Source organism: Arthrobacter sp. DMZ02-1R, from assembly GCF_057747935.1.
In genome coordinates this window covers 3,188,540-3,213,940 of the sequence record NZ_CM173230.1, presented here as the reverse complement: position 1 = coordinate 3,213,940, position 25,401 = coordinate 3,188,540, and the positions used below count along the sequence as shown (strand labels likewise).

Here is a 25,401-nt window from a genome sequence, read left to right as displayed (position 1 = left end):
CTTCTAGAGGCATGCCCAGCACGGACCCCCGGAGCCAGTCTCCGAACGGCCCGGTTCTTACGAACCGGGCCGTTCGTGTGTTCGGGCCAGATCGGGGTGACACCGAGCCCGCTGATTGTTCAACAGGGGCAACATGGTTCCTCCGCGCCCCTGAAATCCGCGGGATTCCGCACGGACTGGGGTAGCGTGGCGGACATGGCGACTCGTACTACCTCCGCGCCTAGAGGCAGCTCCAATAACAAATCCGGCGGCTCGGGCAGCGGCCGGGCCCCGGCCAAGTCCGGCAGGAGCGGCACAGCGACGGCCCGCGGCAAGCAGGCTGCCGTCGTCGAACCCCAGCAACCCTGGATCCTGCGTGCGTTTGCTGGAGCATGGCTGGGAATCGGGCACGTGGTGGGTGCAGGCATTCGCCGGATCGGCCACGACGTCAGCGACCTTGATCCTTCGGACCGCCGGGACGGCGCCGCGCTTTTCAACCTGGCGCTCGGTGTCTTCATCGCGACCTTCGCCTGGTGGGGCTTCAAAGGCTGGTTCCCGGACGTCGTCTATGGCATCGTGAACGGGACCTTCGGCTGGGTGTCCCTGATTCTGCCGCTCATGCTTTTCGTCTGCGCATTCCGCCTCTTCCGGCAGCCGTGGGACAGCCGCGGCAACAACCGCGTGGGCATAGGCTTCCTGATCATGACCTTCGCCGGGACGGGTTTGGCCCACATCATCGGGGGCCAGCCGACCGTCGCTGATGGCTTCGACGGTCTCCGGCGAGCCGGGGGAATGCTCGGCTTCCTCGCGGCGTCGCCGCTTGCCGCCATCCATCCCGCAGTACCGGTCATCGTCTACGGCGCCTTGGCGTTCGTCTCCCTCCTCATTGTCACGGCCACGCCTTTCGGCGCCATTCCCCGACGTATCCGCGGCGCGTACGAGCACCTGATGGGCGTCGACCTGGTGGATGCCGACGCCGGACACGGCGATTCGCACGATCGCAGTTACCTCCACGAAAACGTGGCGGCCGTGGAGCCGAAGAAGAAACGCCGCAAGCGCTTCTTCGGCAGGGACCACGACGACACCGGGCTTGAAGGCTATGTCGGCGATGAGGCGTTCGAGCACGCAATAGTCGACGACGACGCCCCTCCAGCGAAGGGCGCGCCTTCCGTGCCGCCCGGGGTGCGCCGCCCCACCCAGGCCGAAATCGCCGTCGAGAAGATCAAGGCCGCGCAGGGACTTGGAAGCTGCCCGAAGGCAGATGCGGAAAACGCCACAGAAGCGATCCCCGTGGTCGCGCCGGCCTTGCCCCCCGTCATTGTGCCTTCGGCGCCTGTCAGTCCGCCGCCGCCCCCGACGCCAATCCCGCAGCGCACCGAACAACTTTCGCTCGCCGGCGACGTGACCTACACGCTGCCGTCGTCGGACAACCTGACTCCTGGTTCTATCCCGAAGGAACGCACGGAAGCGAACGACGCCGTGGTGGCTGCCTTGACGGACACCATGCAGCAGTTCAACGTGGACGCCACGGTCACCGGCTTCAGCCGTGGCCCTACCGTGACCCGCTACGAGATTGAACTTGCGCCGGGCACCAAGGTGGAGCGCGTGACGGCCCTGTCCAAGAACATTTCCTACGCGGTGGCGTCAAGCGATGTCCGTATCCTCAGCCCGATCCCCGGCAAGTCAGCAATCGGCATCGAGATCCCCAATACGGACCGCGAGACCGTGTCCCTCGGCGATGTCCTGCGTAGCCAAAACGCGAGGCGCACAGACCATCCCATGGTGATGGGCGTCGGCAAGGACGTCGAGGGCGGTTACGTCGTCGCAAACCTCGCCAAGATGCCTCACTTGCTCGTGGCAGGTGCCACAGGTGCCGGTAAGTCGTCCTTCGTGAACTCGATGATTACGTCCATCCTCATGCGGGCCACGCCGGACGAGGTCCGCATGGTCATGGTGGACCCCAAACGCGTGGAACTCACCGCCTACGAGGGCGTTCCACACTTGATCACTCCGATCATCACCAACCCCAAGAAAGCTGCTGAGGCGCTGCAATGGGTGGTCCGCGAAATGGACGCCCGCTATGACGATCTTGCCAACTATGGTTTCAAGCACATCGATGACTTCAACAAGGCCGTCCGCGCCGGGAAGGTGGTTCCGCCGGTTGATTCCAAGCGCGTCATCAAGCCGTACCCCTACCTGCTGGTGATCGTGGACGAACTCGCCGACCTCATGATGGTGGCCCCGCGGGACGTCGAAGACTGCATCGTCCGAATTACCCAGCTTGCCCGCGCCGCCGGTATCCACTTGGTTCTGGCGACCCAGCGTCCTTCGGTGGACGTTGTGACGGGCCTGATCAAGGCCAACGTTCCTTCCCGCATGGCCTTTGCCACGTCCTCTGTCACCGACTCCCGCGTGGTCCTGGACCAGCCCGGCGCGGAGAAGCTCATTGGCCAAGGTGACGCGCTCTTCCTCCCCATGGGCGCCTCCAAGGCGATGCGTGTGCAGGGCGCGTGGGTCACCGAATCCGAAATCCACCGGGTGGTGGAGCACGTCAAGGGCCAGCTCAAGGCCGTCTACCGGGACGACGTCGCGCCCGAGGCGCAGAAGAAGCAGATCGACGACGACATCGGAGACGATCTCGAAGTCCTGCTGCAGGCTACGGAACTCGTGGTCACCACGCAGTTCGGCTCCACGTCGATGCTGCAGCGCAAGCTCCGCGTCGGCTTCGCGAAGGCTGGCCGCCTCATGGACCTGCTGGAATCGCGCGGGGTCGTGGGGCCGTCGGAAGGCTCCAAAGCCCGCGATGTCCTGGTCAAGCCGGACGACCTCGCTCCCGTGCTGGCAGCCATGAAGGGCCAGGAGGCGCCAGCTACGCCCGATGCGCACACCGCTGCCCTCAGCGACAACGCGAACGCGAACATCGCCGTCGGAGGCTATGCCGAAGACCTGGTCGCCGCCGATCTCGAACGCCGCAAGCAGGTGACGGAATACCACGACGGGGCAGACAGTTCCGATGACGAGGACGGCGGCGGCGAGGACGCCTGGTCGCTGACCGGGCGGTAGCCTAGGGGAGTGACTACATCCGAGGGCAGCAAAGCCGGTTCCAACGGATCGGACATCTGGAACCTGCCAAACATCCTGACGATGCTTCGAATTGTCCTGGTCCCGTTCTTCGTTTGGTTTCTCCTCGCGGACAACAGCCAGCACGGCATCTGGCGCTGGGCCGCCGTGGTCGCCTTCGCTGTGGCCATCTACACGGACAAGCTCGACGGCGACATCGCCCGGAGCCGCAACCTCGTCACCAACTTCGGTAAGATAGCCGACCCCATTGCGGACAAGCTGCTCATTGGATCCGCACTGGTTCTTCTGTCAGCCCTGGGGGAGCTGCCTTGGTGGATTACCATCCTCATCCTCGTGCGCGAATGGGGGATCACCGCCCTGCGCTTCTTTGTCATCCGCTACGGTGTCATGCCAGCTTCGCGTGGCGGCAAGCTTAAGACCGTCATCCAGACCGTGGCGATCTTCCTTTACATCCTGCCGTTGTATTCCTTTGCGCCATGGCTCGGGAGCCTTGCCTTCTGGGTCATGCTCGTCGCCCTCGCCATCACGGTGTGGACCGGCGTCGAGTACGTCATCGAGGCCGTCAAGCTCCGCGCCGCAGGTAGGCGGGCTGCATGAGCCGGACCGCTGACGAGGTGGCGGCGACCGCCGTCACCCTCGCCATCGAGCGGGGCCTTACGGTGGCTACCGCGGAATCGCTGACCGCCGGCCTGGTTGCTGCGACCCTCGCTGATACACCGGGCGCCTCAGGCATGCTCCAGGGCGGCGTGGTCGCGTATCAGAATTCAGTGAAGGCGGCGGTTCTGGGGGTCCCGGCGGAGCTGCTCTCCGCGGTCGGATCCGTCGACGCCGCGGTGGCGGTGGCCATGGCCGACGGCGTCAGGCGCGCATGCGGAGCCGACGTCGGAGTGTCCACAACGGGGGTTGCCGGGCCCTTGCCGCACGACGGAAAACCGGTGGGAACCGTCTTCATCGGCGTCGCGACGTCGAGCGGAACTACGGCGCACGCCTACTCCTTCCACGGGGATCGCCCAGCCATCCGCGCGCAGGCAAATGTGGCCGCGCTGGAGCGCTTGCTGGAGTGCCTTGTCCGCACCGACCTACCACGCGTAAAGTAGCCGGGAACAAAAACCGAGGCTCAATAGTTGTTACATTGTGTCGCCTCGGAATGGCCGAGGCGCCTAGGATGTAGAAACAACCGGTGCACCTGAGCGGTGAACCGGACTCACGAGGGAGCAAGGCGATACAGATGGTTAAGCAGCCCGTATCCGTAAACGGCGTTGTCCGCTGGAAGGATGTGGGCTTGGCCGAGAAGGCACCGAGCGAACAGAAGGAGCGCAAAATGGTTGTACTGCGTCACGAAATCGGTGATGTTCTGCGCGATGTCCGCCAGCGTCAGGGCCGTACGCTCCGCGAAGTCTCGCACAGCGCCCGCGTTTCCCTTGGCTACCTGAGCGAAGTTGAGCGTGGTCAGAAGGAAGCATCCTCAGAGTTGCTGTCCTCAATCTGCTCGGCCTTGGACGTTCCGTTGTCCGGCATGCTCCGCGAAGTCAGTGACCGGGTTGCCGTCGCCGAAGGCGTCGCTGTTCCGGACACCGTCCCGCAGGAATTCGCCCAGCGTTATGGCCGCGATCTCGACCGTGAGCTCAGCGCCGAATTGAACGGTGACTTCACCCAGGGCATGCTCTCCGGAGCCCGCTAGACGGACCCTGCGCTCCGGTAAGCCGTTACCGGAGCGCGATCCAGCACGTTCATGCCCGGTCGCCCGGGATCCCGTGCGGGGAGACATAGCCGAATACTTGAAGTAAAGAAGGAGGGCCTCCAGTTGGAGGTCCTCCTTCTTGGGCCTGTGTGGCTCTGGGTCAGTCCTTGCCGATTCCCTCGCCGTAAGCTGCGTTGAGCCGCTCAATGTAGTCTGCCAGCGTCTGGATTTCCTCCAGCGGCCACTCACCCAGCCGTTCCCGGAATACCTGCCGGCGTGCGTCCTGGACCTGGTGCATCTTTTCTTCGCCCTTAGGGGTGAGCCGGATCGACTGTGCACGGCCATCCTGGGGATCGGCCTCTTTGTAGACCATGCCGATGCTCTCGAGGAACGCGATCTGGCGGCTCACCGACGGTTTCCCGACGCCGATGCACGAGGCGAGCTCCGTCAGGCGAATCGGGCCCTCTTTCCGGATGATCGACAGCAGTCCGTAAGCAGCTGGTTCCATGTCGGGATGGACCTGCCGAGATAACTGATGGGACAGCGATCGTGCGCGTCGCCAGAACATGCTCAGCTGGTGTTCCACCTGCTGGAGGGCGGCGTCGACATTGTCGCCTGCCTCCACCATTTCCGGTGCGTCATCGGGAGTGTTGCTCATGACAACCATTCTAGAGTCCGGTCCCGTGAGAGACTCTATTGGTGCGGATCAGTGACTTCTGGCGGCTGATGGACGATGAATTCGGGGCTGGCTACTCCCGGGTCCTCAGCAGCTCCCTTGTATTGGCCGGCGTCGGCGGCCGTACGGCAAACGACGCCTTGGCTGCCGGCTACAGCCCCCGCGACGTCTGGCTTGCCTTGTGCGACGTCCAGGACGTTCCGCCGGAGCGACGGCTCGGCAGGGACGTCAAGCCGGCCGACAAGGGCTCAGGGACGTTCTGACTTCCAGTTCCGGGGGGACACGCCAACAAATTTGTTCGAATATCTGTTCGGATGAGGCTATGCTCCTTTCAGAGGAAAATTGACCCTAGCGGACCGGTTTTCGCATCATTCGAATCCTGTGGTTTTCCACATAGACGAAGTCGCACGCAAAATTGTCAGCGGCTCGTACTAGCGTCGGATGAGACAGGAAAGCGGCCGTTCAGGCCAGTCCACAGCGAGAAAGCATCAGAGGTGTGAACCATGGCGGCAAATCAGGATCGCGAGAAGGCGCTCGAGGCAGCGCTTGCCCAGATTGACAAGCAATTCGGCAAGGGCTCGGTCATGCGCCTGGGTGACGAAGTCCGGGCGCCCATCGAGGTCATTCCGACCGGCTCCATCGCCCTGGATGTCGCTCTTGGCATTGGTGGCCTGCCTCGTGGCCGTGTCGTTGAAATTTACGGCCCGGAATCCTCGGGTAAGACCACCGTCGCGCTCCACGCTGTGGCCAACGCGCAGCGTCAGGGAGGCATCGCAGCCTTCATCGACGCCGAGCACGCCCTCGATCCGGAATACGCGGCGAAACTGGGCGTCGACACCGACGCGCTCTTGGTTTCGCAGCCGGATACCGGTGAGCAGGCGCTCGAGATCATGGACATGCTGATCGGCTCCGGCTCCTTGGACGTCATCGTGATCGACTCCGTCGCCGCATTGGTTCCCCGCGCGGAAATCGAAGGCGAAATGGGCGACTCCCACGTCGGCCTTCAAGCCCGTCTTATGAGCCAGGCCCTCCGTAAGATCACCGGCCGGCTGAGCCAGACCAAGACGACCGCCATTTTCATCAACCAGCTCCGTGAGAAGATCGGCGTATTCTTCGGCTCCCCGGAGACCACTACAGGTGGTAAGGCCCTGAAGTTCTATGCCTCCATCCGCATCGACGTCCGCCGCATCCAGACGCTCAAGGAAGGTGCGGATTCGGTAGGTAACCGCACCAAGGCCAAGATCGTCAAAAACAAGATGGCTCCGCCATTCAAGATCGCTGAGTTCGACATCATTTATGGCCAGGGCATTTCCCGTGAGGGCGGCATCATCGATATGGGCGTCGAGCACGGCATCATCAAGAAATCCGGTTCATGGTTCACCTATGACGGTGACCAGCTGGGGCAGGGTATGGAGAACTCCCGCCGCTTCCTGCGGGATAACCCGGAGCTGGCCGCGGACCTCGAGCGGCTCATCAAGGAAAAGCTTGGTGTCGGAGTAGTCAAGCCTGCCGAAGCCGAGAAATCTCCGAAGCTGAAGGCCGTTGACGGCTAAGCGCCAAGGGCATTCACGGTCCACGGGCTCCGCAAGGTCGTCAGAGCCGTCAGAGTCGTCAGGGTCCAGACGGTCCTCAGGCTCCGTGGGATCCCCAGGCTCCACGCAATCCTCAGGTGCCGCACGGTCGTGGGGTCCGTCCGCGGATTCGTCCGTGGCGGCGGACCCTGATGCAAATCCGGAAGCGGTGGCCAGGGCCATTGTGCTCCGCCAACTGACCAACTCGCCCAAGAGCAGGCTCCAGCTTGCGCGCAAGCTGGCTGAGCGGAATGTGCCGGAAGATGTGTCCGAAGCCGTATTGGACCGTTTCGAGGAAGTCCGGCTCATCGATGACGCTGACTTCGCTGAGATGTGGGTTCGCAGCCGTGCCCAGTCCAGGAAGCTTGCCCGGGGTGCCTTGCGGCGTGAGTTGGCGGACAAAGGAATCGACGCTGAGACGGCTGAGGTTGCCTTGGCGCAACTGAGCGATGACGACGAGCGGAACGCGGCCAAGGATCTGGTCGCGCGCCGGCTGAGGGCCGGCGTCGACCTCTCGGACAGGGCCGAACGCGATAAACAGACCCGTCGCCTTGCCGCGATGCTCGCCCGAAAAGGCTACCAACCATCAGCGGCTTTCCGGATCGTTGGCGAGGTCCTGGACGAAGCCTTGACCGGCGAATCGGAGCTCGGTAATGGCTGGGAAACCAGCGGCCCGGAGACGGACCAGATCACTTAGACGGGGAGCCCGGGCACACTGAGAGCTACCTGTGAGTATCCTGCCCGGCGGTGACGTTGGGTATCAGCTTTGGTGACCGTCGGCTAAGGTTCTGGACTAGTGTTCCGATTCGGAGGCAGGTCAGATCCAATGAAACCGTTGCCGTGGCGGCTTTCGGCAGTCGTTGTGCCTTTGCTTGTGTCGTCATTGCTCCAAGCAGTCCCAGCCTCGGCCGACGACGCTCCGCCCTCGGGCTATCCCAGTTGGGCGGAGGTACAACAAGCCCAGGGAAATGAGGCGGCCGCGAGTGCCGAAGTGGCGCGCATCAACCAATTGCTGGTGGGCCTGCAGCAGAAGTCCGGGGAACTTGGTGCAGCCGCCATCAAAGCGGGAACCGAGTACGCCAAGGCCCATGAGGCTCTGGTGCATCAGCAGGAAGTGACCCAGAAGCTGGTTGAGGCGTCTCAGCAGGCCAGGGCCAAATCGGATTCCTTGAAGAAGGCCACCTCATCCCTTGTGGTGAAGGCATACGAGTCTGGCGGCTTTGATCCCGGCCCGTGGTCCCTCGCGAATGCCGCCGTCGAACCTGACAACCTCCAGAGTTACGCTCTGCTCAACCGGGTTTTGGATCGTACGGCGAAACTCCACGCAGATGCCCTCAGCGCGGCCCAAGCATCTGCGGCCGCAACGGCCCAGGAGCGAGCTGCCCGGGACGTCCTGGCACAGTTGGACAGCGACGCCGCGGCAAAGGCGCAGGCCGCCGAGTCTGCCAGGCGCGCTGCCGAAGACAGTGTCGCCGCCACGGAGGGCCAGCGTACGACCCTCGTTGCCCAGCTCGCGTCCTTGACCTCCACTTCCGCGGCCGTTGCGCAAAAGTACCAAGATGGCCAAGTGGCGCTGGCCGCCTATCAGGCAGCGCAGGAGGCCAAGAGGCAGGCAGCACAGCGTCAAGCGGAAGCCGCCGCAGCGGAAGCCAACAGGCAAGCCCAGCAGGCTCAGCCGGCCCTGCCGCCCATCAGCAGCGGACTCGGCGGAGTTGGCGGCGGGACCGGTTCCGGGTCCCGGGGCGGTGGCGGGGGAAGCGTCGTCAATGATCCGGCAGGGGCTCGTCAGTATGCTTCCTCGCGGCTCGGCGCCTATGGCTGGAGCCAGGAACAAATGCAGTGCCTTTCCCAGCTATGGACCCAGGAATCAAGCTGGATGACAGATGCCACTAATCCAAGCAGTGGTGCCTACGGCGTTGCGCAGGCGCTGCCGCCGGACAAGTACTATTCCGCGGGCAGCGACTGGCTCAGCAACTACCGGACCCAGATCGATTGGGGACTTGGCTACATCCGCGACCGCTACGGTTCTCCCTGTAACGCGTGGCAGCACGAGATGGGCTTCAACTGGTACTAGTCCGAGGGGCTACCCTAGATTGGTGAGTTCCCCTTCCGTAGCACCAGCACCAGCCTCCCTTGAGCAGCCCAGCCCGTCCCCTGTGAGCGACGCCGCGCCCGCCCGCGAGGCGCAGCGCACTTACCAGGTCCGCACCTTCGGTTGCCAGATGAATGTCCATGACTCTGAGCGCATGGCCGGACTTCTCGAAGATGCAGGTTACGTGCCGGTCCACGACGGCGTCGCCGACGTCGTGGTCTTCAACACCTGCGCAGTCCGCGAGAACGCCGACAACAAGCTCTACGGCAACCTCGGAGAGCTCAAGCAGGTCAAGGCGGCGAACCCCGGGATGCAGATCGCGGTGGGCGGATGCTTGGCGCAGAAGGACCGCGAGACGATCGTGCGCAAGGCTCCCTGGGTGGATGCCGTGTTCGGTACCCACAACGTGGGCGCGCTCCCGGCATTGCTGGACCGGGCCCGCCACAACAACGAGGCCCAGTTGGAGATCCTGGAATCGTTGGACGTCTTCCCGTCCACCCTTCCCACCAAGCGCGACTCGGTGTACTCGGGTTGGGTTTCCATTTCCGTGGGCTGCAACAACACCTGTACGTTCTGCATCGTCCCATCGCTGCGTGGCAAGGAGAAGGACCGTCGTCCTGGGGAGATCCTTGCTGAAATCCAGGCGCTGGTGGACGACGGCGCCGTCGAGGTCACACTGCTCGGCCAGAATGTGAACTCCTACGGCGTGGAATTCGGTGACCGCCTGGCCTTTTCCAAGTTGCTCCGCGCTTGTGGAGACATCGAAGGCCTTGAGCGCGTGCGCTTTACGAGCCCGCACCCGGCTGCCTTCACCGACGACGTCATCGACGCGATGGCCGAGACCCCCAATGTCATGCCGCAGTTGCACATGCCTCTGCAGTCCGGATCGGACAAGGTGCTCAAGGACATGCGCCGTTCCTACCGCTCCACCAAGTTCCTGGGCATCCTTGACAAGGTCCGGGACAAGATCCCGAATGCCGCGATCACCACCGATATCATCGTGGGCTTCCCCGGCGAGACTGAAGAGGACTTCCAAGCGACGCTTGACGTCGTCGAGAAGTCGCGCTTCGCCTCGGCGTTCACCTTCCAGTACTCCAAGCGCCCGGGCACCCCGGCCGCGGACCTTCCGGACCAGCTGCCCAAGGCGGTTGTCCAGGAACGCTACGAGCGCCTGACGGACCTCCAGGACCGCATCGCAGCCGAGGAGAACGCGAAGCAGCTTGGGCGGCGGGTTGAGCTCCTCGTCACGGCCCAGTCAGGTCGCAAGGCCGAGGAAACGCACCGCTTGTCCGGCCGCTCCCGGGACCAACGGTTGGTGCACTTCTCCGTCCCGGAGGGAGCGGAGGCACCACGGCCAGGCGATTTTGTCACGGTGACCATCACCGAGGCAGCAGCCTTCCACCTCGTTTCAGACCCGGCCACGACGGCGGATTACAGCCTGAGGCGCTCGCGTGCGGGGGACGCCTGGGACCGCTCGCAGGCCGATTCGTGCGGTGCTCCAGCGCCTGGTGCCGGGTCCTCGGGTGCAAGGGGTGTCTCCCTCGGCATGCCGTCGCTGCCGGTGCGGCGCGGCTAGCTGGAGATGACAGAAGAATCGGCCGGATCAGCTGATCCGAAGCCGCCCGTGATCGCGGTCGTCGGGCCTACAGGGTCTGGCAAGTCCGATCTTGGCGTCGCCCTCGCCCTGGAGCTTGACGGCGAGGTCATCAACGCCGATGCCATGCAGTTTTACCGGGGCATGGACATCGGCACGGCCAAGATCAGTGTCGCGGAACGCAGGGGAGTGCCCCACCACCTCCTGGACACCATGGACGTGACCCAGGAAGCCAGCGTTTCCGATTTCCAGTCCGAATGCCGGTCCGTTATTCGCGACATTCATAGCCGCGGCAAGCGGGCCATCCTGGTTGGCGGTTCAGGACTTTACGTTCGGGCAGCGCTCGACGTGCTGGAATTCCCGGGCACGGATCCCGACGTCAGGCAACGGCTGGAGCAGGAGCACGAAACATCAGGTCTCCCTGTCCTCCAGGAGCGCTTGGAACGTGTCGATCCCGTTTCCGCGGGCAGGCTCGGCGACGCGCGCCGCGTCATCCGGGCCCTTGAAGTCTTCGAACTCACCGGACGCCCCTTCAGCTCATTCATGCCGCAGCGCCAGTACTTTCAGCCGGCCGTGCAGATAGGGCTCGACGTCGATCGGGACGTACTGCGCGATCGGCTCGCCGAGCGGGTCCACCGGATGGTCGACGCTGGACTTCTCGAGGAGGTTTCGCGGCTGGACGCCGCCGGGCTGCGGCGAGGCAAGACGGCCTCGCGTGCGCTCGGCTACGCCCAGTTCCTCAAGGTTCTCGACGGCGAGTCGGACACGGCCACGGCGGCCGAAGAGACCATCGTGGCCACACGTCAATTCGCCCGCCGCCAGCTCACCTGGTTCCGTGCCGACCCCCGGATCCACTGGATTGACTGGCAGGCCCCCGACTTGGTGGCCAAGGCCGCAGAAATCTGCGCAAGCCAGGCATCAGCGATTTAAGCGCAACCCGCGGTACAGGTAGCCTTGATCCATGGACGAAACCCTTTCATTTTCCGCCCCGCAGCCCGCCGCTGCCGGCGGTGCCGTACCCGCCTCCGGCCTGCACGGATTGGCCTTTTCCAAGGGACACGGTACAGGCAACGATTTCGTCCTGATCGCGGACCCCGAGGACGCGCACCAAATCTCTCCGGAGCAGGTTGCAGCCCTTTGTGACCGCCACTTGGGCGTGGGTGGGGATGGGCTCATCCGCGCCGTCCCGTCGCGTTTCCTCGCTGAAGGCCGCCAGCTCCTCGACGCAGACCCTGACGCCGAATGGTTCATGGACTACCGCAACGGCGACGGCTCGCTGTCCGAAATGTGCGGCAACGGCGTCCGCGTATTCGTCCATTTCCTCGTCGAGCAGGGTTTTGTCGCTCTCAACGCTGGTCAGTCCTTGACGATCGGAACCCGCGGCGGCATCAAAAAGATCGTCCGCACAGCTGACGGTTACGCGGTTGACATGGGCCCTTGGGAGTTCATCTTCCCGCAGGATGCCACCAGCAAGGCCATGGACTCCCTCGTCAGTGCCGACGGATTGGAAGTTGCCCGGCCGGCCCTGTCGGTCAGCATGGGCAACCCGCACACGGTGGTGGCACTCGCCGAGCTATCGGAGCTCAAGGCAACGCAGCTCTTCAAGGCACCCGTTGTGGATCCCAAGCCGGCCAACGGTACCAATGTCGAATTCGTGGTTCCCGCAGAGCCTCTCGTGCACGACGGGATAGGCAACATCACCATGCGGGTCCACGAGAGGGGCGTCGGCGAAACTCAGTCGTGCGGCACGGGTGCCTGCGCGGCCGCCGTCGCAATCCGCCACTGGGCCGGGGAAGGCGCTCCCGACACGTGGCGTGTCAACGTGCCGGGCGGCGTCGTCGAGGTGCGGTTCTTCCCGGGCACGGGCGGACGGGAACACGTGGAGCTCAGCGGCCCCGCCGTAATTGTTGCTAGCGGGACGCTTTCCTGATTCGCAGGATGCGGAAGGATTTCGACGTACTTTCCCGGGAGACGGAGAAAGAACCGTCGAGAGTGTCGGCAAGCCAACGCTGAAGTGAATCCGCGCCGAGGTTTTTCTGGACCACGAGCCATGCGTTTCCACCCGGCGCAAGCCGCGGCAGCCACGTAAGCAGCAGATTGTGAAGTTCATCCTTGCCGATACGGATGGGCGGGTTGGACCAGATGGTGTCAAACGTCACCGCGGGGTCGACTTCGTCCGGCAGGCTGGCGGTAACGTTCCGGAGGTCCAGCAGGGCTGCGTTCTCGTTTGTCAGAGTGATGCAGCGTTCGTTGACATCAACCGCGTGGACGCGCGCGTGCGGAGCCATGAGCCCCATGGTCAACGCGATGGGTCCCCAGCCACAGCCGATGTCCAACAGGTTTCCCTGCGGGGCAGGGGGTGGAACCTCCGAGAGCAGGATCGCTGTTCCCTTGTCGATCCCGTCGGGGCTAAAGATGCCGCCTGATGTCTGGAGCCGGCGGGTCGCGCCGGCCAGTTCCACCGTGAGGGGCTTGCGGGTGAACGGCCCCGCGGGCTGTGCGCTGAAATAGTGTGCAGACTCCATAGCTTGCCAGATTAGTGGCCAGCAGCGGGCAAGGGAAACCGCGGGGCGCGCAAGCCGAGCTTGACATTGCCTGATAGTCTGGTGCGCATGTTCTTGATCTTTGAGTAGTCGGCACCGCCCGCGACGCAGGCCTGCTTCATTTGCAGCGCCATTCCGCCTTGGCAAGTCCGTTCCAGACCTTCCCTATTGACGTCTGGACACTCAGCAGATCGTCCCCTTCCCGCCCCGGGTTCAGTGCACGCAATCCGCGTACGCCGTCCCGGATGGAGAGCTCCGGCCATCGGCAGAGCCTTGCCAGGCATCAGCCCTGCGCGAATTCCGCGCCACAAGACCCGAATCGGCACTATTCTGGAAATGCCGAACCCCTAAAGGAGACCATGACCACGCAGAAGAACACCGGACCCGATTCCGACGCCCAGGACATGAGTCCTGAAGAAATCCAGGCTGTCATCGACCGGATTCTCTCCAAGGACGCACCGGCCATAGTGCAGGAACGCGACGAACCCAGGGGCGTGTTTGGCAAGGCCCAGGCGATTTCCCGGCTGGACGAGGAACACAGCATCTACGACGGCGATCAAGAGGATCTGGCTGAGCGCCGGGCCTTGGGCCGCACTGCGGGTCTGTCCACGGAACTCGAAGATGTCACTGAAGTCGAATATCGGCAGCTGCGCCTTGAACGCGTGGTGCTGGCCGGCCTCTGGACCGAAGGCACCCTGGCCGACGCCGAGAACTCATTGAGGGAACTCGCGGCGCTGGCCGAGACTGCTGGTTCGGAAGTCCTGGATGGGATCGTCCAGCGGCGCATGAAGCCGGACCCTGGCACCTTCCTTGGCTCAGGCAAGGCCCTGGAGCTCAAGGACATCGTGTCGTCCACCGGCGCGGACACGGTGGTGGTCGACGCCGAATTGGCGCCGTCCCAGCGGCGCGGCCTGGAGGACATCGTCAAGGTCAAGGTGGTGGACCGCACCACGTTGATCCTCGATATTTTCGCGCAGCATGCGAAGAGCCGCGAGGGCAAGGCCCAAGTCGAACTGGCGCAGCTGGAATACCTGTTGCCGCGCCTGCGTGGCTGGGGCGATTCCATGTCCCGCCAGGCCGGTGGCCAGGTGGGCGGTGCCGGAGCAGGCATGGGTTCGCGAGGTCCCGGTGAAACCAAGATCGAACTGGACCGTCGTCGAATCCGCACGCGGATGGCCAAGCTGCGGCGTGAAATCGCCGCGATGAAGCCGGCCCGTGAGACCAAGCGGGCCAACCGCCGTCGTAATGCCGTTCCTTCGGTCGCCATCGCCGGCTACACCAACGCGGGAAAGTCCTCCCTCCTCAACCGCCTGACGGACGCGGGCGTCCTCGTGGAGAACGCCCTGTTCGCCACGCTGGATCCAACGGTCCGCAAAGCCCAGACCCCGGACGGGATCGGCTACACGCTATCGGACACGGTGGGCTTCGTGCGTTCGATGCCCACCCAACTCGTTGAGGCGTTCCGCTCCACGCTGGAAGAGGTAGCCGACGCCGATCTGATCCTCCATGTCGTGGACGCCTCGCACCCGGATCCGGAGGGCCAGATCGCGGCCGTCCGTACGGTCTTCAGCGAAGTGGATGCCCGGAAAATCCCGGAAATCATCGTCTTGAACAAGGCAGACGTCGCCGATCCGTTTGTTGTCGAGAGGCTCAAGCAGAAAGAACCACGCCATGTGGTGGTGTCCACCCGCACAGGACAGGGCATCGCTGAGCTTCTTGGCGCCATCAGCACGGCCATTCCGCGTCCCGGTGTGCGCCTTGAGGTTCTGATTCCGTACAACCGTGGGGAGCTCATCAACAAGCTGCACAACACCGATGCCGAAATCCTGAGCCTTGAGCATGAGGAAGAAGGCACCCGAGTGGTGGCCATGGTCCATGAGAACCTGGCCGCCGAGTTGGAGTCGTTCGTCAGCAATGGTTGATCCGGAAGCGGGGGAACGCGGCGAAACCGTGCGTGAACGGACCGCCCTTGAACTCCTGGACAAAGCCGTCGCCGGTATGGGTGGCCAAAACCGCGCCGGCCAGCACCAGATGGCCAAACACGTGGCTCGGGCGATCGAGACCGGTGAGCACCTTCTGGTGCAGGCAGGAACGGGCACAGGCAAGTCCCTCGCGTACTTGATTCCCTTGATCGCGCACGCGATGGAGAGCAATAAGCCCGCACTCGTGTCCACGGCCACCCTCGCCCTTCAGACGCAGATCGTGGGCCGGGACCTGCCGCGGCTTTTGGAAACCATCAATCCAGAGCTGGAGCGGCCGGTCAGCATCGCGTTGGTCAAGGGCCGGGCCAACTATGTGTGCAGGCACAAGTTGGAGGGCGGATTTCCCAGCGAGGAACCTGCCGAAGGGCAATTGTTCTCCCTCGGCGAGGACACCAGCGTTCCCCATGTCGCGGCCGCGATCGGCGGGCCCTCGTCTCAGCTCGGCAAGGAAGTGCTGAGGCTGCGGGAGTGGGCAGGGAAGACCATAACCGGGGATCGCGACGAGCTCATGCCGGGCGTGACGGACCGGGCCTGGCGCCAGGTATCCGTCACGTCCATGGAGTGCCTCGGGGCGCAGAGGTGTCCGATGGCGGAGGAATGCTTCAGCGAGCTGGCCCGCCACCGCGCCGCGGAGTCCGACGTCGTAGTCACCAACCACGCGATGCTCGCCGTCAGCGCTTTCGAAGGCCTGGCCGTGCTGCCTGAGTACGACGTCGTGGTGGTCGACGAGGCCCACGAACTCCAGGACCGCGTCACTGGTGCAGTTTCGGGGCAGCTGTCCGTGGCAATGATCCATGCTGCCGCCTCCAGTGCCCGCAAACACACCGCCATCACCGTGGACGCACTGAACGCCGCAGCGGACCGCCTGGAGCTTGCAATTGCCGGCGCGGCTTCCGGTCTCCTGCCCAATGGGCTCAACGACGAACAACTTGATTGCGTGGACCAGCTCCGGGAGGCCTGCCGGGCGGCGCTTTCCGATTCGAAAGGGGATTCGTCCAACGCGGTGGACGGCGGACGCCAGCTCGCGCGCTCACGGCTGATGTTGATCCTGGAACTGTGCGAGAGGCTGCTCTCCGCGAGGGAAAACAAGGAAGTCGTGTGGCTATCCCGGAACAGTACATTTGACCCGCAGCAGGGCTACACGGCGCCTGACGAGGATTCGCCTGCGCTCATTAACATCGCTCCCCTCAGCGTGGCAGGCCGCCTCCGGGAAGGGCTCTTCGCGGGCCATACCGTCGTGTTGACCTCGGCCACCTTGGCTATTGGTTCCGCTTTCGAGGCCACCGCGGGAGGACTGGGACTGACCGGGCAAGGCGCTCCGAGCTGGACTGGCGTGGACGTCGGCTCGCCGTTCGATTACCCCAAGCAGGGCATGCTGTACGTTGCCAGGCACCTGCCAAAGCCCGGACGCGGCACCTCGCCCGAGGCGCTAGACGAACTCGAAGAGCTCATCAAGGCCTCCCACGGCGGAGCCTTGTGCCTCTTTTCTTCCCGACGGGCGGCGGAGGAAGCCGCGGACGCGATGCGTTCACGCCTGGATGTCGAGATCCTGTGCCAGGGTGAGTCGACCATGGCCGCCCTGGTGCGGCAGTTTGCCGAGGAGGATGACACTTGCCTGTTCGGCACCATGTCCCTTTGGCAAGGCGTCGACGTTCCGGGCGGTTCATGTCGGTTGGTGGTCATTGACCGGATCCCGTTCCCGCGTCCGGACGATCCCCTGATGACAGCACGGTCCCGCGCCGTAGCGCAGGCCGGAGGCAATGGTTTCATGGCGGTGTCTGCCACACACGCGGCCATCCGGCTTGCCCAGGGCGCCGGCCGTCTCATCCGTTCGAACGGTGACAAAGGCGTGGTGGCAGTACTTGATTCACGGCTTTCGACCGAGCGTTACGGTAACTTCCTCCGGGCATCCTTGCCGCCCTTCTGGGCCACCACGGACCGCACGGTTGTACGGGGCGCGCTCGAACGGCTTTACGCCGAGTCCGCCAAGGCCTGAAGCGGATGTCTTGGAAGTGGGCGCACCCAAAGTGGGCGCGTCTTAAAGTGAGCGCAGCACTGAGACGACCTTGCCCATGATCGTGGCGTGGTCGCCCAGAATGGGTTCGTACTGAGTGTTCTGGGGGAGCAGCCACGTGTGGCCGTCACGCTGACGGAAGGTCTTGACGGTGGCTTCGTCGTCCAGGAGAGCTGCCACGATGTCGCCGTTGATCGCATCATTCTGGCGCCGTACTACTACCCAGTCTCCGTCGCAGATTGCGGCGTCGATCATGGAATCACCGGCGACCTTCAGCATGAAGAGCTCGCCATGGCCTACCAACTGGCGGGGCAGTGGCAGGACGTCCTCAACTGTCTGATCCGCCAAGATGGGTCCACCAGCGGCGATGCGGCCAACGAGGGGCACCATGGCCGTATCGCTGGCACTGGCAAGCTCGGTGACGGCCAAGCCGCCGGCGCTGCGGAGTTTCGACGGCGCTTCAACGCCCGGTATGACAGAGCCGCCATCCAAGGTCAATGGCATGAGGACTTCCATCGCCCGCGGACGCTTGGGATCGCGACGAAGATAGCCGAGCTTTTCGAGCTGCGACAACTGGTGCGTGACGCTGGACAAGCTGGCCAGGCCAACAGTGTCCCCGATTTCGCGCATGGACGGCGGGTAGCCGTGATCGTTCACTGAACGCTGGATGGTCTCCAGGATCTTCTTTTGGCGGACAGTCAGGCTCTTGGGAGCCTTCTGCGGCTGCTGGCTCCGCGGTGAGGCCGATCCGCTGCCAGTGGCTTTCGCTGCCATGTTCGCCAACGCCCTTCCGTTCCGCCCGATCTGCGCTGAGTGCGATTGCCGGGACTGTTGGCCTGAAATGTCAGACCCTCCTGTTGCACTGATTCAGTGCTTGCTTCTTCACTCAAACGTAGGGCAGGCACAGGCGTTTATCAAACATTTGTTCTAGCGAGTCTCGACATCGTTCGTTGATAAGTGCTAAAAATGTCATAGCAAGGTTCGAATATATATTCTATAAAAGTGCAGCGGGTCCAGGTGTTCGTTCGAATCGTTCGAAGACATGAACGAACAACCGCCCTGTAAGCACTGACTGAAGGCAAGAATTGGCAGCCGCACTCCAGAGATTCCGGAACGCGGCATTGTTCAGAAGGGCTCAGCTCATGTCCGCTATCACCATCAACCACACATCCGGCCGCCGTACGGCACCGGGCCGGCTTCGCTTGACGCGCCGGGGCCGCATGGTCTTCTTCGGTGTTCCAGCAATGCTCTTGGTTGCAGCGCTGCTGAGCCTGGCGGGATTTCTGAATTCGCCAGCCAAGGCCGCTGATTCAGCCACCGAGCTGCAGCCCACCTCCAGTACGAGCGTCACGGTGCAAATGGGCCAGTCATTGTGGGGGATTGCCGGAACGGCCGCACCTTCCCGGGATCCGCGCGACGTCGTTGCCGAAATTATCCAGCTGAACAACCTGCAGGACGGTCACATCGTGCCGGGCCAGCAACTGTTCATTCCTGCCACCTAACCGCAACTTCGGCCGGGTTAACCGCAACTTCGGCCGGGCTGACGGGACCTCTGAACGTGCGCCGGGCCGTCACAGTTTCAGGGCATCAGTCGCCGCACCTTAAACTGTCATGGTGAGTGACCAGCTTGAGCGACTTGACCGACTTCCCCTCCGGACCAACCTCCGCGGCCTGAGCCCCTATGGCGCGCCGCAGCTTGATGTTCCGATTTTGCTCAACGTCAATGAAAACACCCATGGCGTGCCCGCGGATGTCCAAGCGGCCATCACCGAAGCCGTGGCGGCGGCCGCCACGGGACTGAACCGCTACCCGGACCGCGAGTTCACCGAATTGCGTGAGGCCCTGGCCGAGTACCTGGGTCACGGAATGGCTGCAGAGAACATCTGGGCGGCGAACGGCTCCAACGAGGTTCTGCAGCAGATCCTCCAGGCCTTCGGCGGCCCTGGACGCACCGCTCTTGGCTTCCCGCCCACGTACTCCATGTACCCCTTGCTCGCCAGCGGGACGGACACCGCATACATCGCCGGGGTTCGGGCTGAAGACTATGGCCTTGACGCAGCCTCCGCCGCCGCACAGGTTCGCGAGATCCAGCCGAACGTCGTGTTCCTGTGTTCTCCGAACAACCCCACCGGCACGGGGCTTGGCCTTGACGTCGTCGAGGCCGTCTACGAGGCCGGAGAAGCAAGCCAGGCGATTGTGATAGTGGACGAGGCCTACCACGAGTTCGCCCACGACAACACTCCGAGCGCGCTGACGCTCCTCCCCGGCCGTGAGCGTCTCATCGTTTCCCGGACCATGAGCAAAGCCTTCGCCCTTGCTGGTGCTCGCATCGGCTACATGGCGGCGGCCCCCGAGGTTGCCGACGCGATCCGCTTGGTCCGCCTCCCATATCACCTCTCGGCGATCACCCAAGCAACCGCGCTGGCCGCACTGCGGCACCGCGAGGCCCTCATGGCGGACGTCGAAGACATCAAGATCCAGCGGGACCGCATAGTGAACGAGTTGACCCGGATGGGGCTCAAGCCCGCCGCTTCGGATTCCAACTACGTATTCTTCGGCGGGCTCAAGAACCCGCACGCCTTGTGGCAAGGCTTGCTGGATCGTGGAGTCCTCATCCGTGATGTCGGCATACCGGGCCACCTCCGGGTCACGGCCGGTACCGAGCCGGAGACCACTGCCTTCCTTGAGGCGCTCGAAGCCTTGCTGGACGGCCAAGTCGCCGCATCGGCCTAGACTTGAACCAGTCCCACCACTCCTTCCTCCTAAGGACATCTCAATGAGCGAAAACGGCGCCAGCACGGCGGCCGCCCGGACAGCACGCATGGAACGCACCACCAGTGAGTCCTCGGTCCTGGTTGAAATCAATCTCGACGGCACCGGGGTCTCGGACATCAGCACCACGGTGCCGTTCTACGACCACATGCTGACGGCGCTCTGCAAGCATTCGCTCATCGACATGACCGTCAAGGCCACTGGGGACACCCACATCGACGCGCACCACACGGTGGAAGACGTTGCCATCACCTTCGGTGAGGTGCTGCGCACCGCGCTGGGCAACAAGGCCGGCATCCGCCGCTTCGGTGAGGCAACCGTTCCGTTGGATGAAGCACTGGCCCACGCCGTCGTCGACGTTTCCGGGCGTCCTTACCTGGTCCACGGTGGGGAGCCCGCTGGCCAGGAATACCACCTGATCGGTGGACACTTCACCGGTTCGCTGACGCGCCACGTCTTTGAGGCGATCACCCTGCACGCCGGCATCTGCCTCCACATGAACGTGCTGGCCGGCCGGGACCCGCACCACATTGTGGAGGCCCAGTTCAAGGCCTTCGCACGTGCACTCCGTTCCGCCGTCGAGTCCGATCCCAGGGTCGAAGGCATTCCGTCCACCAAGGGCGCCTTGTGAGTGGGCAGATCCTCAAGGATGGCGCCATAGTGGACCCGAAGGCTGCAAGCCGCATTGTCTCGCCTGAGGGAAAGCCGACAGTAACTGTCCTGGACTATGGATCGGGAAATGTCCGCTCTGCCGTTCGGGCGCTTGAACGTGCAGGCGCGGATGTCACGCTGAGCGCCAAGCCTGAAGACGTCCTGAACGCCGACGGCCTGTTGGTTCCGGGCGTGGGCGCCTTCGAAACGGTGATGCGCGAACTCAAGGCTGTGGATGCCATCAGGATGATCGGTCGTCGTATTGCCGGTGGCCGGCCCGTCCTGGGCATCTGCGTTGGGCTCCAGGTCCTGTTCGAGGCGGGCGTGGAGCACGGAACGGAGGCCGAAGGCATGGGCGAGTGGCCCGGCAAGGTGGAACTCCTCCCTGCACCCGTTGTCCCCCACATGGGCTGGAACACCGTGGACGTGCCGGAAGGCTCAAAGCTGTTCGCCGGCGTCGAGCACGAACGGTTCTACTTTGTGCACTCCTATGGCGTGCAGAAGTGGGAATTCGACGTCATCCAGCCCCGCATGGCGCCGCCGAAGGTGACTTGGTCCGAACACGGCGCCCCGTTCATCGCCGCCGTGGAAAACGGTCCTCTGTGCGCCACCCAATTCCACCCGGAGAAGTCCGGCGACGCCGGAGCCCGGCTCCTGCGCAACTGGGTCGAGAGCCTGCGTCCGCACTCTCCGGCACCCGAGACGGGCACAACTGCCTGACATGTGGTCAATCATTTTCATGGGCCTGGCCGGTTTGCTGGTGGGCGGAGGAATCTCCTTCCGTCAGCAAAAACGCCCTGCCTGGGTTTCCATTTCGTTCTATGTCCTGGCCGGTCTGGCACTGCTGGCGGCCTACCTCTTCACCCTGCCTGCCAAATAACTGCGCCTGCCAAATAACCTGCCGGGCAACTGACGCCCGTCCCCACAACACCGAGGACTTCAATGACCACCGCCTCCGAACTGCCCGTTCTGGAACTCCTGCCCGCCGTCGACATAGTGGAAGGCCAGGCCGTCCGCCTCCTTCAGGGAGAAGCGGGCTCGGAGACCAGTTACGGCACCCCGCTGGAAGCAGCCCTGAACTGGCAGAACGCCGGTGCCGACTGGGTGCACATGGTGGACCTGGACGCCGCTTTTGGCCGCGGCAACAACGCTGAGCTCATCAGTGAGGTCGTCTCGCAGCTGAACGTCAAAGTGGAGCTGTCTGGCGGACTGCGCGACGACGAATCCCTCGAGCGTGCGCTCGAGCTCGGCGTCGCCCGCGTGAACCTCGGTACCGCCGCTTTGGAGAACCCGGAATGGACCCGCCGGGCCATCGACCGCTTCGGTGACAAGATCGCCGTCGGGCTCGACGTCCGCGGCACAACGCTCGCGGGCCGCGGCTGGACCAAAGAAGGCGGAGATCTGTGGGAGGTGCTGGCACGCCTTGAGGACGCCGGCTGCGCCCGCTACGTGGTCACCGACGTCACGAAAGACGGAACGCTTCAGGGCCCCAACGTCGAACTCTTGCGCCAGATGGTGGAAAAGACGGGCAAGCCGGTGGTTGCGTCCGGCGGCATCTCGAGCTTGGAAGACCTGCGGATCCTGCGGGAGCTGGTGCCGCTCGGCGTTGAAGGAGCGATCGTTGGCAAGGCGCTGTATGCCGGTGCTTTCACGCTCCCGGAAGCGCTGGACGTCGCCGGCCGCCGCTGATGTCCCAGGATCCACAGTCCCCGGTTGCCAGCAAGGGTTCAACCCCGGCCGCCCGGCAATTGCCCGGGCACATCGCGGCTGCCCTCGCGGGCGCCGGGGGAGCAGGCGACTCTGCCGGCCAGCCCTGGGCGGGCCGGAACCTGGGCGGTGATGCCGCCAAGATCCACAATTTCGAGGACGACGACGGAACCGCCGACGCCGGGTACCTCGCCGCAGTCTCGGCCCTCCTTGCCGGCACAGGAAGCGAAGCAGGTGTGGTGGCTTCGTTGGCAACGGCCAGGGTCTTTGTCCCGGTGGTGGCCCAGCTCGCTGAGGAAGCCGAGGGCGTGGGTGGTCTCCACGCGGACAAGCAGGCCGACATGGCGCTCGTGACACTGAAGGCGCCGGATGGCCGCACGGCCATGCCTGTCTTCACGTCGGCCGCCGCACTGGAAGCCTGGCACCCGCAGGCCCGTCCGGTGGCTGTATATGCAGCCCGGGCAGCACTCTCTGCCGTCTCGGAGGGAGCCCAGCTGCTCGTCTTGGATCCCGGCGCGGATGTTACCTTCGTGGTGCGCCGGCCCGCCATGTGGTCACTGGCACAACAGCGCGACTGGACGCCGTCGTACCTTGATGATGAACTGGAGTCTGCTCTCAATTCCTTGGCCGGGACGTACCCGGCAGTGCGGCGCCTCGAGATCCGGCCAGGTGCCGGGGTAGCTTCGCTTACGGCCGATGGTTTGACCATGGCCGGCGGGGGGCCGGGACCCGAACTGCGCGTGGTGCTGTACCTCGAAGACGGCCTGGATGCCGCTGCGATCCAGGATCTGGTCTCCGGACTGAACGGGCGTTGGGCGCAGAACGAATTGTTCGCCGAGCGGGTTGACTCGATCGAAGTCAGCTTGCAGCGGGCGGCACAGTAGCCGAAGGCACAGGGGGAACGTCCTTGTCCTGCCGTCGGCAGAACAGGGGATGTAGCTCGTGAATTTCTCTCTCTACCGGGAGATGCTGTCCATCACGTCCGTGCGGCGTCTCCTGCTGGTGGGCATGGTTGCCCGAATACCGCACTCGGCAGCAGGGGTTCTGCTCACCCTGCACATCGTGCTGACCTTGGGCAAGGGTTACGCTGCCGCCGGTGCTGCCGCCGCGGTATTCACCATCGGGATTGCGATTGGCGCTCCGTGGCGAGGCCGCCGCGTGGACACTGTCGGCCTGCGCAAGGCGCTCATCCCTTCCGTGGTCTCGGAGCTGGTCATTTGGTCCGTTGTCCCGCACGTGAGCTACGAATGGATCCTGCCGCTCGTCTTTGTCGGCGGCCTGCTGACGCTGCCGATCTTCAGTGTCATCCGCCAGTCGCTCGGCGTCCTGGTAGATGGTGAGCAACGGCGTTCCGCGTACGCCTTGGACTCGATTGCCACCGAAGTGGTCTTCATGATCGGCCCCGCAGTGGGCGCGGTTGTGGCCACGAGCGGGTTCACCGTCCTGGGCCTGACCATCGTGGGCGTCTGCACGTCGGCCGCCGGGCTTTTCCTTCTGTGGTTCAACCCGCCCACCCGCAGCGATGATGTCCTGGATGCCAGCCAAACGGCTGACCGCGACGCCGACGAGCTCCACGCCGCCGAAGCTGCCGTTGTGGCATCGGCTCCAGCCCATCTCCAGGAGGCTGCTTCGGAGATGGCCCAGGCGGTTTCCCAGCCTTCCGGATTGCGGGGAAAGATGGCGAGGAACTTCACATGGTTCACTGCGGCAGTGGCCGCGGTGTTCGCCGTTGCCGCAGGATCGGGCATGGTCCTGAGCGGAACCGACGTCGGAATCGTGGCGGTATTGCAGCGCGGTGGGCACGAGAGCGAGATCGGAATTGTTTTCTTCTTTTGGTGCGCCTCATCGGTAGTCGGCGGACTCATTTACGGAGCGATGCACCGGCCCGTCTCACCGATCCTGCTCCTGCTGGGCATGGCGGCCCTGACCATTCCGATGGGCTTCGCCGGGGACACGTGGACCCTTGCCTTGTTGTCCCTTCTGCCGGGTCTGCTTTGCGCGCCGGTGCTGTCCGCAGCTTCTGAAAAGGTCGCAGACATCGTGGATGAGGACCGGCGCGGCGAGGCAATGGGCTGGTATGGCTCGGCCTTGACTGCGGGCGTGGCCTTCGGTTCGCCGGTCGCCGGGCTTTTTATCGACGGGGTGGGACCGTGGGCTGGCTTCGTCGCCATCGGAACAGCGGGAGTGGTGCTGTGCCTTGCCGGGCTGTTCCTCCAGCTGCGTCGGCGCAGGATCATGACCATCGCCCAGGCCGGCGCGGGGGATCCCGCTAACTGAGTTGCGCCGCTAACGGGGCTGCCTCGCCTAAACCGCCAGGATACGACGACGGCGGGCTGGCCGGGAAGGCCAGCCCGCCGTCGCGGTCAAACAAGTGGGTCCGGGTCAGTTGACCGGGCCGGTGAACTTTTCGCCCGGGCCCTTGCCTGGCTCGTCCGGGATCAGCGAAGCTTCGCGGAATGCGAGCTGGAGGGAACGCAGGCCATCGCGCAAGGGGCCGGCATGCTGTGAACCGATTTCCGGTGCGGCGGCCGTAACCAGCCCGGCCAAGGCAGTGATCAGTTTGCGGGCTTCGTCCAGGTCCTTGAGTTCCTCAGCCTCGGGGTCGTCGGCCAAGCCCACTTTGACAGCCGCTGCGCTCATGAGGTGAACGGCGCCGGTGGTGATGACCTCAACGGCCGGAACTTCCGAAATGTCGCGGATCTGCTGGCTTACTCCGGCGTCAGTACCAGTGGGCTCGTGGTCGAGGGAATTGCTGTCTGAAGTGCTCATGCTGGTAAGCTTGTCACAGACCGACTGGAAGTCGCCATTTTTCTATGGCTCACGCAGTATTCGGCCACCCATCGTTAATGTGCGGTTGGCGGACGATTTCTGTAGAATTGGTTTTCAGTTTGCAAGCGGAGTTCTCTCCCACCCGCGTCAGCCGTTTCCCTTCGGGGATGTAAGTTGCCGGGTACCTGGTCGGACACCGTTCAAGGTAAGCCTTGGACGGTGCGAACGCCTCTATCGAGGGGCTGTATCCGATCTTTCGAGGCCTTCGATTGCGCCAGCAATTGGGGGC

The 25,401-nt window shown here is 64.0% G+C and carries 26 protein-coding genes; 21 read left to right on the top strand and 5 right to left on the bottom strand.

What is annotated here, in order from left to right; all coding sequences use genetic code 11:
* Positions 1-195: 195 nt before the first annotated feature.
* The 4 genes from AC3ANQ_RS15400 to AC3ANQ_RS15385 all read left to right on the top strand — a co-directional run bounded on the left by AC3ANQ_RS15400 (position 196) and on the right by AC3ANQ_RS15385 (position 4,741).
* Complete coding sequence (locus AC3ANQ_RS15400; protein ID WP_488301841.1) at positions 196-3,042, top strand: FtsK/SpoIIIE family DNA translocase; 2,847 nt, start codon at positions 196-198, stop codon at positions 3,040-3,042.
* A gap of 9 nt (positions 3,043-3,051) precedes the next feature.
* Positions 3,052-3,657, top strand: coding sequence for a CDP-diacylglycerol--glycerol-3-phosphate 3-phosphatidyltransferase (gene pgsA, locus AC3ANQ_RS15395; protein ID WP_488301840.1), 606 nt, complete (start codon positions 3,052-3,054; stop codon positions 3,655-3,657).
* Positions 3,654-4,157, top strand: coding sequence for a CinA family protein (locus tag AC3ANQ_RS15390; protein ID WP_488301839.1), 504 nt, complete (start codon positions 3,654-3,656; stop codon positions 4,155-4,157). The genes pgsA and AC3ANQ_RS15390 overlap by 4 nt, the downstream gene beginning before the upstream one ends.
* A 131-nt stretch (positions 4,158-4,288) precedes the next feature.
* Positions 4,289-4,741, top strand: a complete 453-nt coding sequence (locus AC3ANQ_RS15385; protein WP_265978371.1) for a helix-turn-helix domain-containing protein — start codon at positions 4,289-4,291, stop codon at positions 4,739-4,741.
* A 160-nt stretch (positions 4,742-4,901) separates the two neighbouring features.
* On the opposite strand, the gene AC3ANQ_RS15380 is transcribed toward AC3ANQ_RS15385, so the two are convergent.
* Entirely contained in the window at positions 4,902-5,399 is a 498-nt protein-coding gene (locus AC3ANQ_RS15380; protein WP_184735788.1) for a MarR family winged helix-turn-helix transcriptional regulator, read from the bottom strand.
* A gap of 41 nt (positions 5,400-5,440) precedes the next feature.
* Here AC3ANQ_RS15380 and AC3ANQ_RS15375 point away from each other — a divergent pair, with 41 nt between their 5' ends.
* From AC3ANQ_RS15375 to dapF, 7 genes are all read left to right on the top strand, one after another.
* Positions 5,441-5,680 carry a DUF3046 domain-containing protein gene (locus tag AC3ANQ_RS15375; protein ID WP_234753123.1) on the top strand — a complete coding sequence of 80 codons (240 nt, stop codon included), beginning with the start codon at positions 5,441-5,443 and terminating at the stop codon, positions 5,678-5,680.
* 240 nt (positions 5,681-5,920) lie between these two features.
* On the top strand, positions 5,921-6,970 hold the full coding sequence (recA, locus tag AC3ANQ_RS15370) for a recombinase RecA (protein WP_234753124.1): 1,050 nt from the start codon (positions 5,921-5,923) through the stop codon (positions 6,968-6,970).
* 154 nt (positions 6,971-7,124) lie between these two features.
* Positions 7,125-7,685 carry a regulatory protein RecX gene (locus tag AC3ANQ_RS15365; protein WP_488301838.1) on the top strand — a complete coding sequence of 187 codons (561 nt, stop codon included), beginning with the start codon at positions 7,125-7,127 and terminating at the stop codon, positions 7,683-7,685.
* A gap of 129 nt (positions 7,686-7,814) precedes the next feature.
* A complete protein-coding gene (locus AC3ANQ_RS15360) occupies positions 7,815-9,062 on the top strand; it encodes an aggregation-promoting factor C-terminal-like domain-containing protein (protein WP_488301837.1) in 1,248 nt (415 codons plus the stop codon).
* An 82-nt stretch (positions 9,063-9,144) separates the two neighbouring features.
* Positions 9,145-10,656 (top strand): tRNA (N6-isopentenyl adenosine(37)-C2)-methylthiotransferase MiaB, encoded by a 1,512-nt coding sequence (gene miaB, locus AC3ANQ_RS15355; RefSeq protein ID WP_488305341.1) that lies wholly within the window; start codon positions 9,145-9,147, stop codon positions 10,654-10,656.
* Between the two features lie 6 nt (positions 10,657-10,662).
* Positions 10,663-11,604: a tRNA (adenosine(37)-N6)-dimethylallyltransferase MiaA gene (gene miaA / locus AC3ANQ_RS15350; protein ID WP_488301836.1), complete on the top strand. Its 942-nt coding sequence runs from the start codon at positions 10,663-10,665 to the stop codon at positions 11,602-11,604.
* 31 nt (positions 11,605-11,635) lie between these two features.
* Positions 11,636-12,604, top strand: a complete 969-nt coding sequence (gene dapF, locus AC3ANQ_RS15345; protein ID WP_488301835.1) for a diaminopimelate epimerase — start codon at positions 11,636-11,638, stop codon at positions 12,602-12,604.
* Here dapF and AC3ANQ_RS15340 read toward each other — a convergent pair.
* Both AC3ANQ_RS15340 and AC3ANQ_RS15335 read right to left on the bottom strand, forming a co-directional pair.
* Positions 12,585-13,199, bottom strand: a complete 615-nt coding sequence (locus AC3ANQ_RS15340) for a class I SAM-dependent methyltransferase (protein WP_488301834.1) — start codon at positions 13,197-13,199, stop codon at positions 12,585-12,587. The two genes, dapF and AC3ANQ_RS15340, sit on opposite strands and share 20 nt — an antisense overlap.
* 11 nt (positions 13,200-13,210) lie before the next feature.
* Positions 13,211-13,351 (bottom strand): hypothetical protein, encoded by a 141-nt coding sequence (locus AC3ANQ_RS15335; protein WP_488301833.1) that lies wholly within the window; start codon positions 13,349-13,351, stop codon positions 13,211-13,213.
* 225 nt (positions 13,352-13,576) lie between these two features.
* Between AC3ANQ_RS15335 and hflX the strand changes: the two genes are divergently transcribed.
* Both hflX and AC3ANQ_RS15325 read left to right on the top strand, forming a co-directional pair.
* A complete protein-coding gene (gene hflX / locus AC3ANQ_RS15330) occupies positions 13,577-15,139 on the top strand; it encodes a GTPase HflX (protein ID WP_488301832.1) in 1,563 nt (520 codons plus the stop codon).
* Entirely contained in the window at positions 15,132-17,195 is a 2,064-nt protein-coding gene (locus AC3ANQ_RS15325) for an ATP-dependent DNA helicase (protein WP_488301831.1), read from the top strand. Before hflX ends, AC3ANQ_RS15325 begins: the two co-directional genes overlap by 8 nt.
* A 42-nt stretch (positions 17,196-17,237) precedes the next feature.
* Here the strand turns inward: AC3ANQ_RS15325 and lexA are convergent, their stop codons facing one another.
* Positions 17,238-17,987: a transcriptional repressor LexA gene (gene lexA / locus AC3ANQ_RS15320; protein ID WP_488301830.1), complete on the bottom strand. Its 750-nt coding sequence runs from the start codon at positions 17,985-17,987 to the stop codon at positions 17,238-17,240.
* 368 nt (positions 17,988-18,355) lie between these two features.
* On the opposite strand from lexA, the gene AC3ANQ_RS15315 reads away from it, so the two are divergent.
* The 8 genes from AC3ANQ_RS15315 (at position 18,356) to AC3ANQ_RS15280 (ending at position 24,620) form a co-directional block, all read left to right on the top strand.
* Positions 18,356-18,715, top strand: a complete 360-nt coding sequence (locus tag AC3ANQ_RS15315) for a LysM peptidoglycan-binding domain-containing protein (protein WP_488301829.1) — start codon at positions 18,356-18,358, stop codon at positions 18,713-18,715.
* 112 nt (positions 18,716-18,827) lie between these two features.
* Complete coding sequence (locus AC3ANQ_RS15310) at positions 18,828-19,946, top strand: histidinol-phosphate transaminase (RefSeq protein ID WP_488301828.1); 1,119 nt, start codon at positions 18,828-18,830, stop codon at positions 19,944-19,946.
* A gap of 43 nt (positions 19,947-19,989) precedes the next feature.
* The gene (gene hisB, locus AC3ANQ_RS15305; RefSeq protein WP_488301827.1) at positions 19,990-20,616 is read left to right on the top strand and encodes an imidazoleglycerol-phosphate dehydratase HisB; all 627 of its coding nucleotides are present in this window, start codon (positions 19,990-19,992) and stop codon (positions 20,614-20,616) included.
* Positions 20,613-21,356: an imidazole glycerol phosphate synthase subunit HisH gene (gene hisH / locus AC3ANQ_RS15300; RefSeq protein ID WP_488301826.1), complete on the top strand. Its 744-nt coding sequence runs from the start codon at positions 20,613-20,615 to the stop codon at positions 21,354-21,356. The genes hisB and hisH overlap by 4 nt, the downstream gene beginning before the upstream one ends.
* A 1-nt stretch (position 21,357) precedes the next feature.
* Positions 21,358-21,516 carry a hypothetical protein gene (locus AC3ANQ_RS15295; protein ID WP_488301825.1) on the top strand — a complete coding sequence of 53 codons (159 nt, stop codon included), beginning with the start codon at positions 21,358-21,360 and terminating at the stop codon, positions 21,514-21,516.
* 62 nt (positions 21,517-21,578) lie between these two features.
* Positions 21,579-22,325: a bifunctional 1-(5-phosphoribosyl)-5-((5-phosphoribosylamino)methylideneamino)imidazole-4-carboxamide isomerase/phosphoribosylanthranilate isomerase PriA gene (gene priA, locus AC3ANQ_RS15290; protein ID WP_488301824.1), complete on the top strand. Its 747-nt coding sequence runs from the start codon at positions 21,579-21,581 to the stop codon at positions 22,323-22,325.
* Positions 22,325-23,227: an SseB family protein gene (locus tag AC3ANQ_RS15285; RefSeq protein WP_488301823.1), complete on the top strand. Its 903-nt coding sequence runs from the start codon at positions 22,325-22,327 to the stop codon at positions 23,225-23,227. Before priA ends, AC3ANQ_RS15285 begins: the two co-directional genes overlap by 1 nt.
* Positions 23,228-23,285: 58 nt before the next feature.
* Positions 23,286-24,620: an MFS transporter gene (locus AC3ANQ_RS15280; RefSeq protein WP_488301822.1), complete on the top strand. Its 1,335-nt coding sequence runs from the start codon at positions 23,286-23,288 to the stop codon at positions 24,618-24,620.
* 105 nt (positions 24,621-24,725) lie between these two features.
* Here the strand turns inward: AC3ANQ_RS15280 and AC3ANQ_RS15275 are convergent, their stop codons facing one another.
* A complete protein-coding gene (locus tag AC3ANQ_RS15275) occupies positions 24,726-25,112 on the bottom strand; it encodes a DUF1844 domain-containing protein (RefSeq protein WP_488301821.1) in 387 nt (128 codons plus the stop codon).
* Between the last annotated feature and the right edge of the window lie 289 nt (positions 25,113-25,401).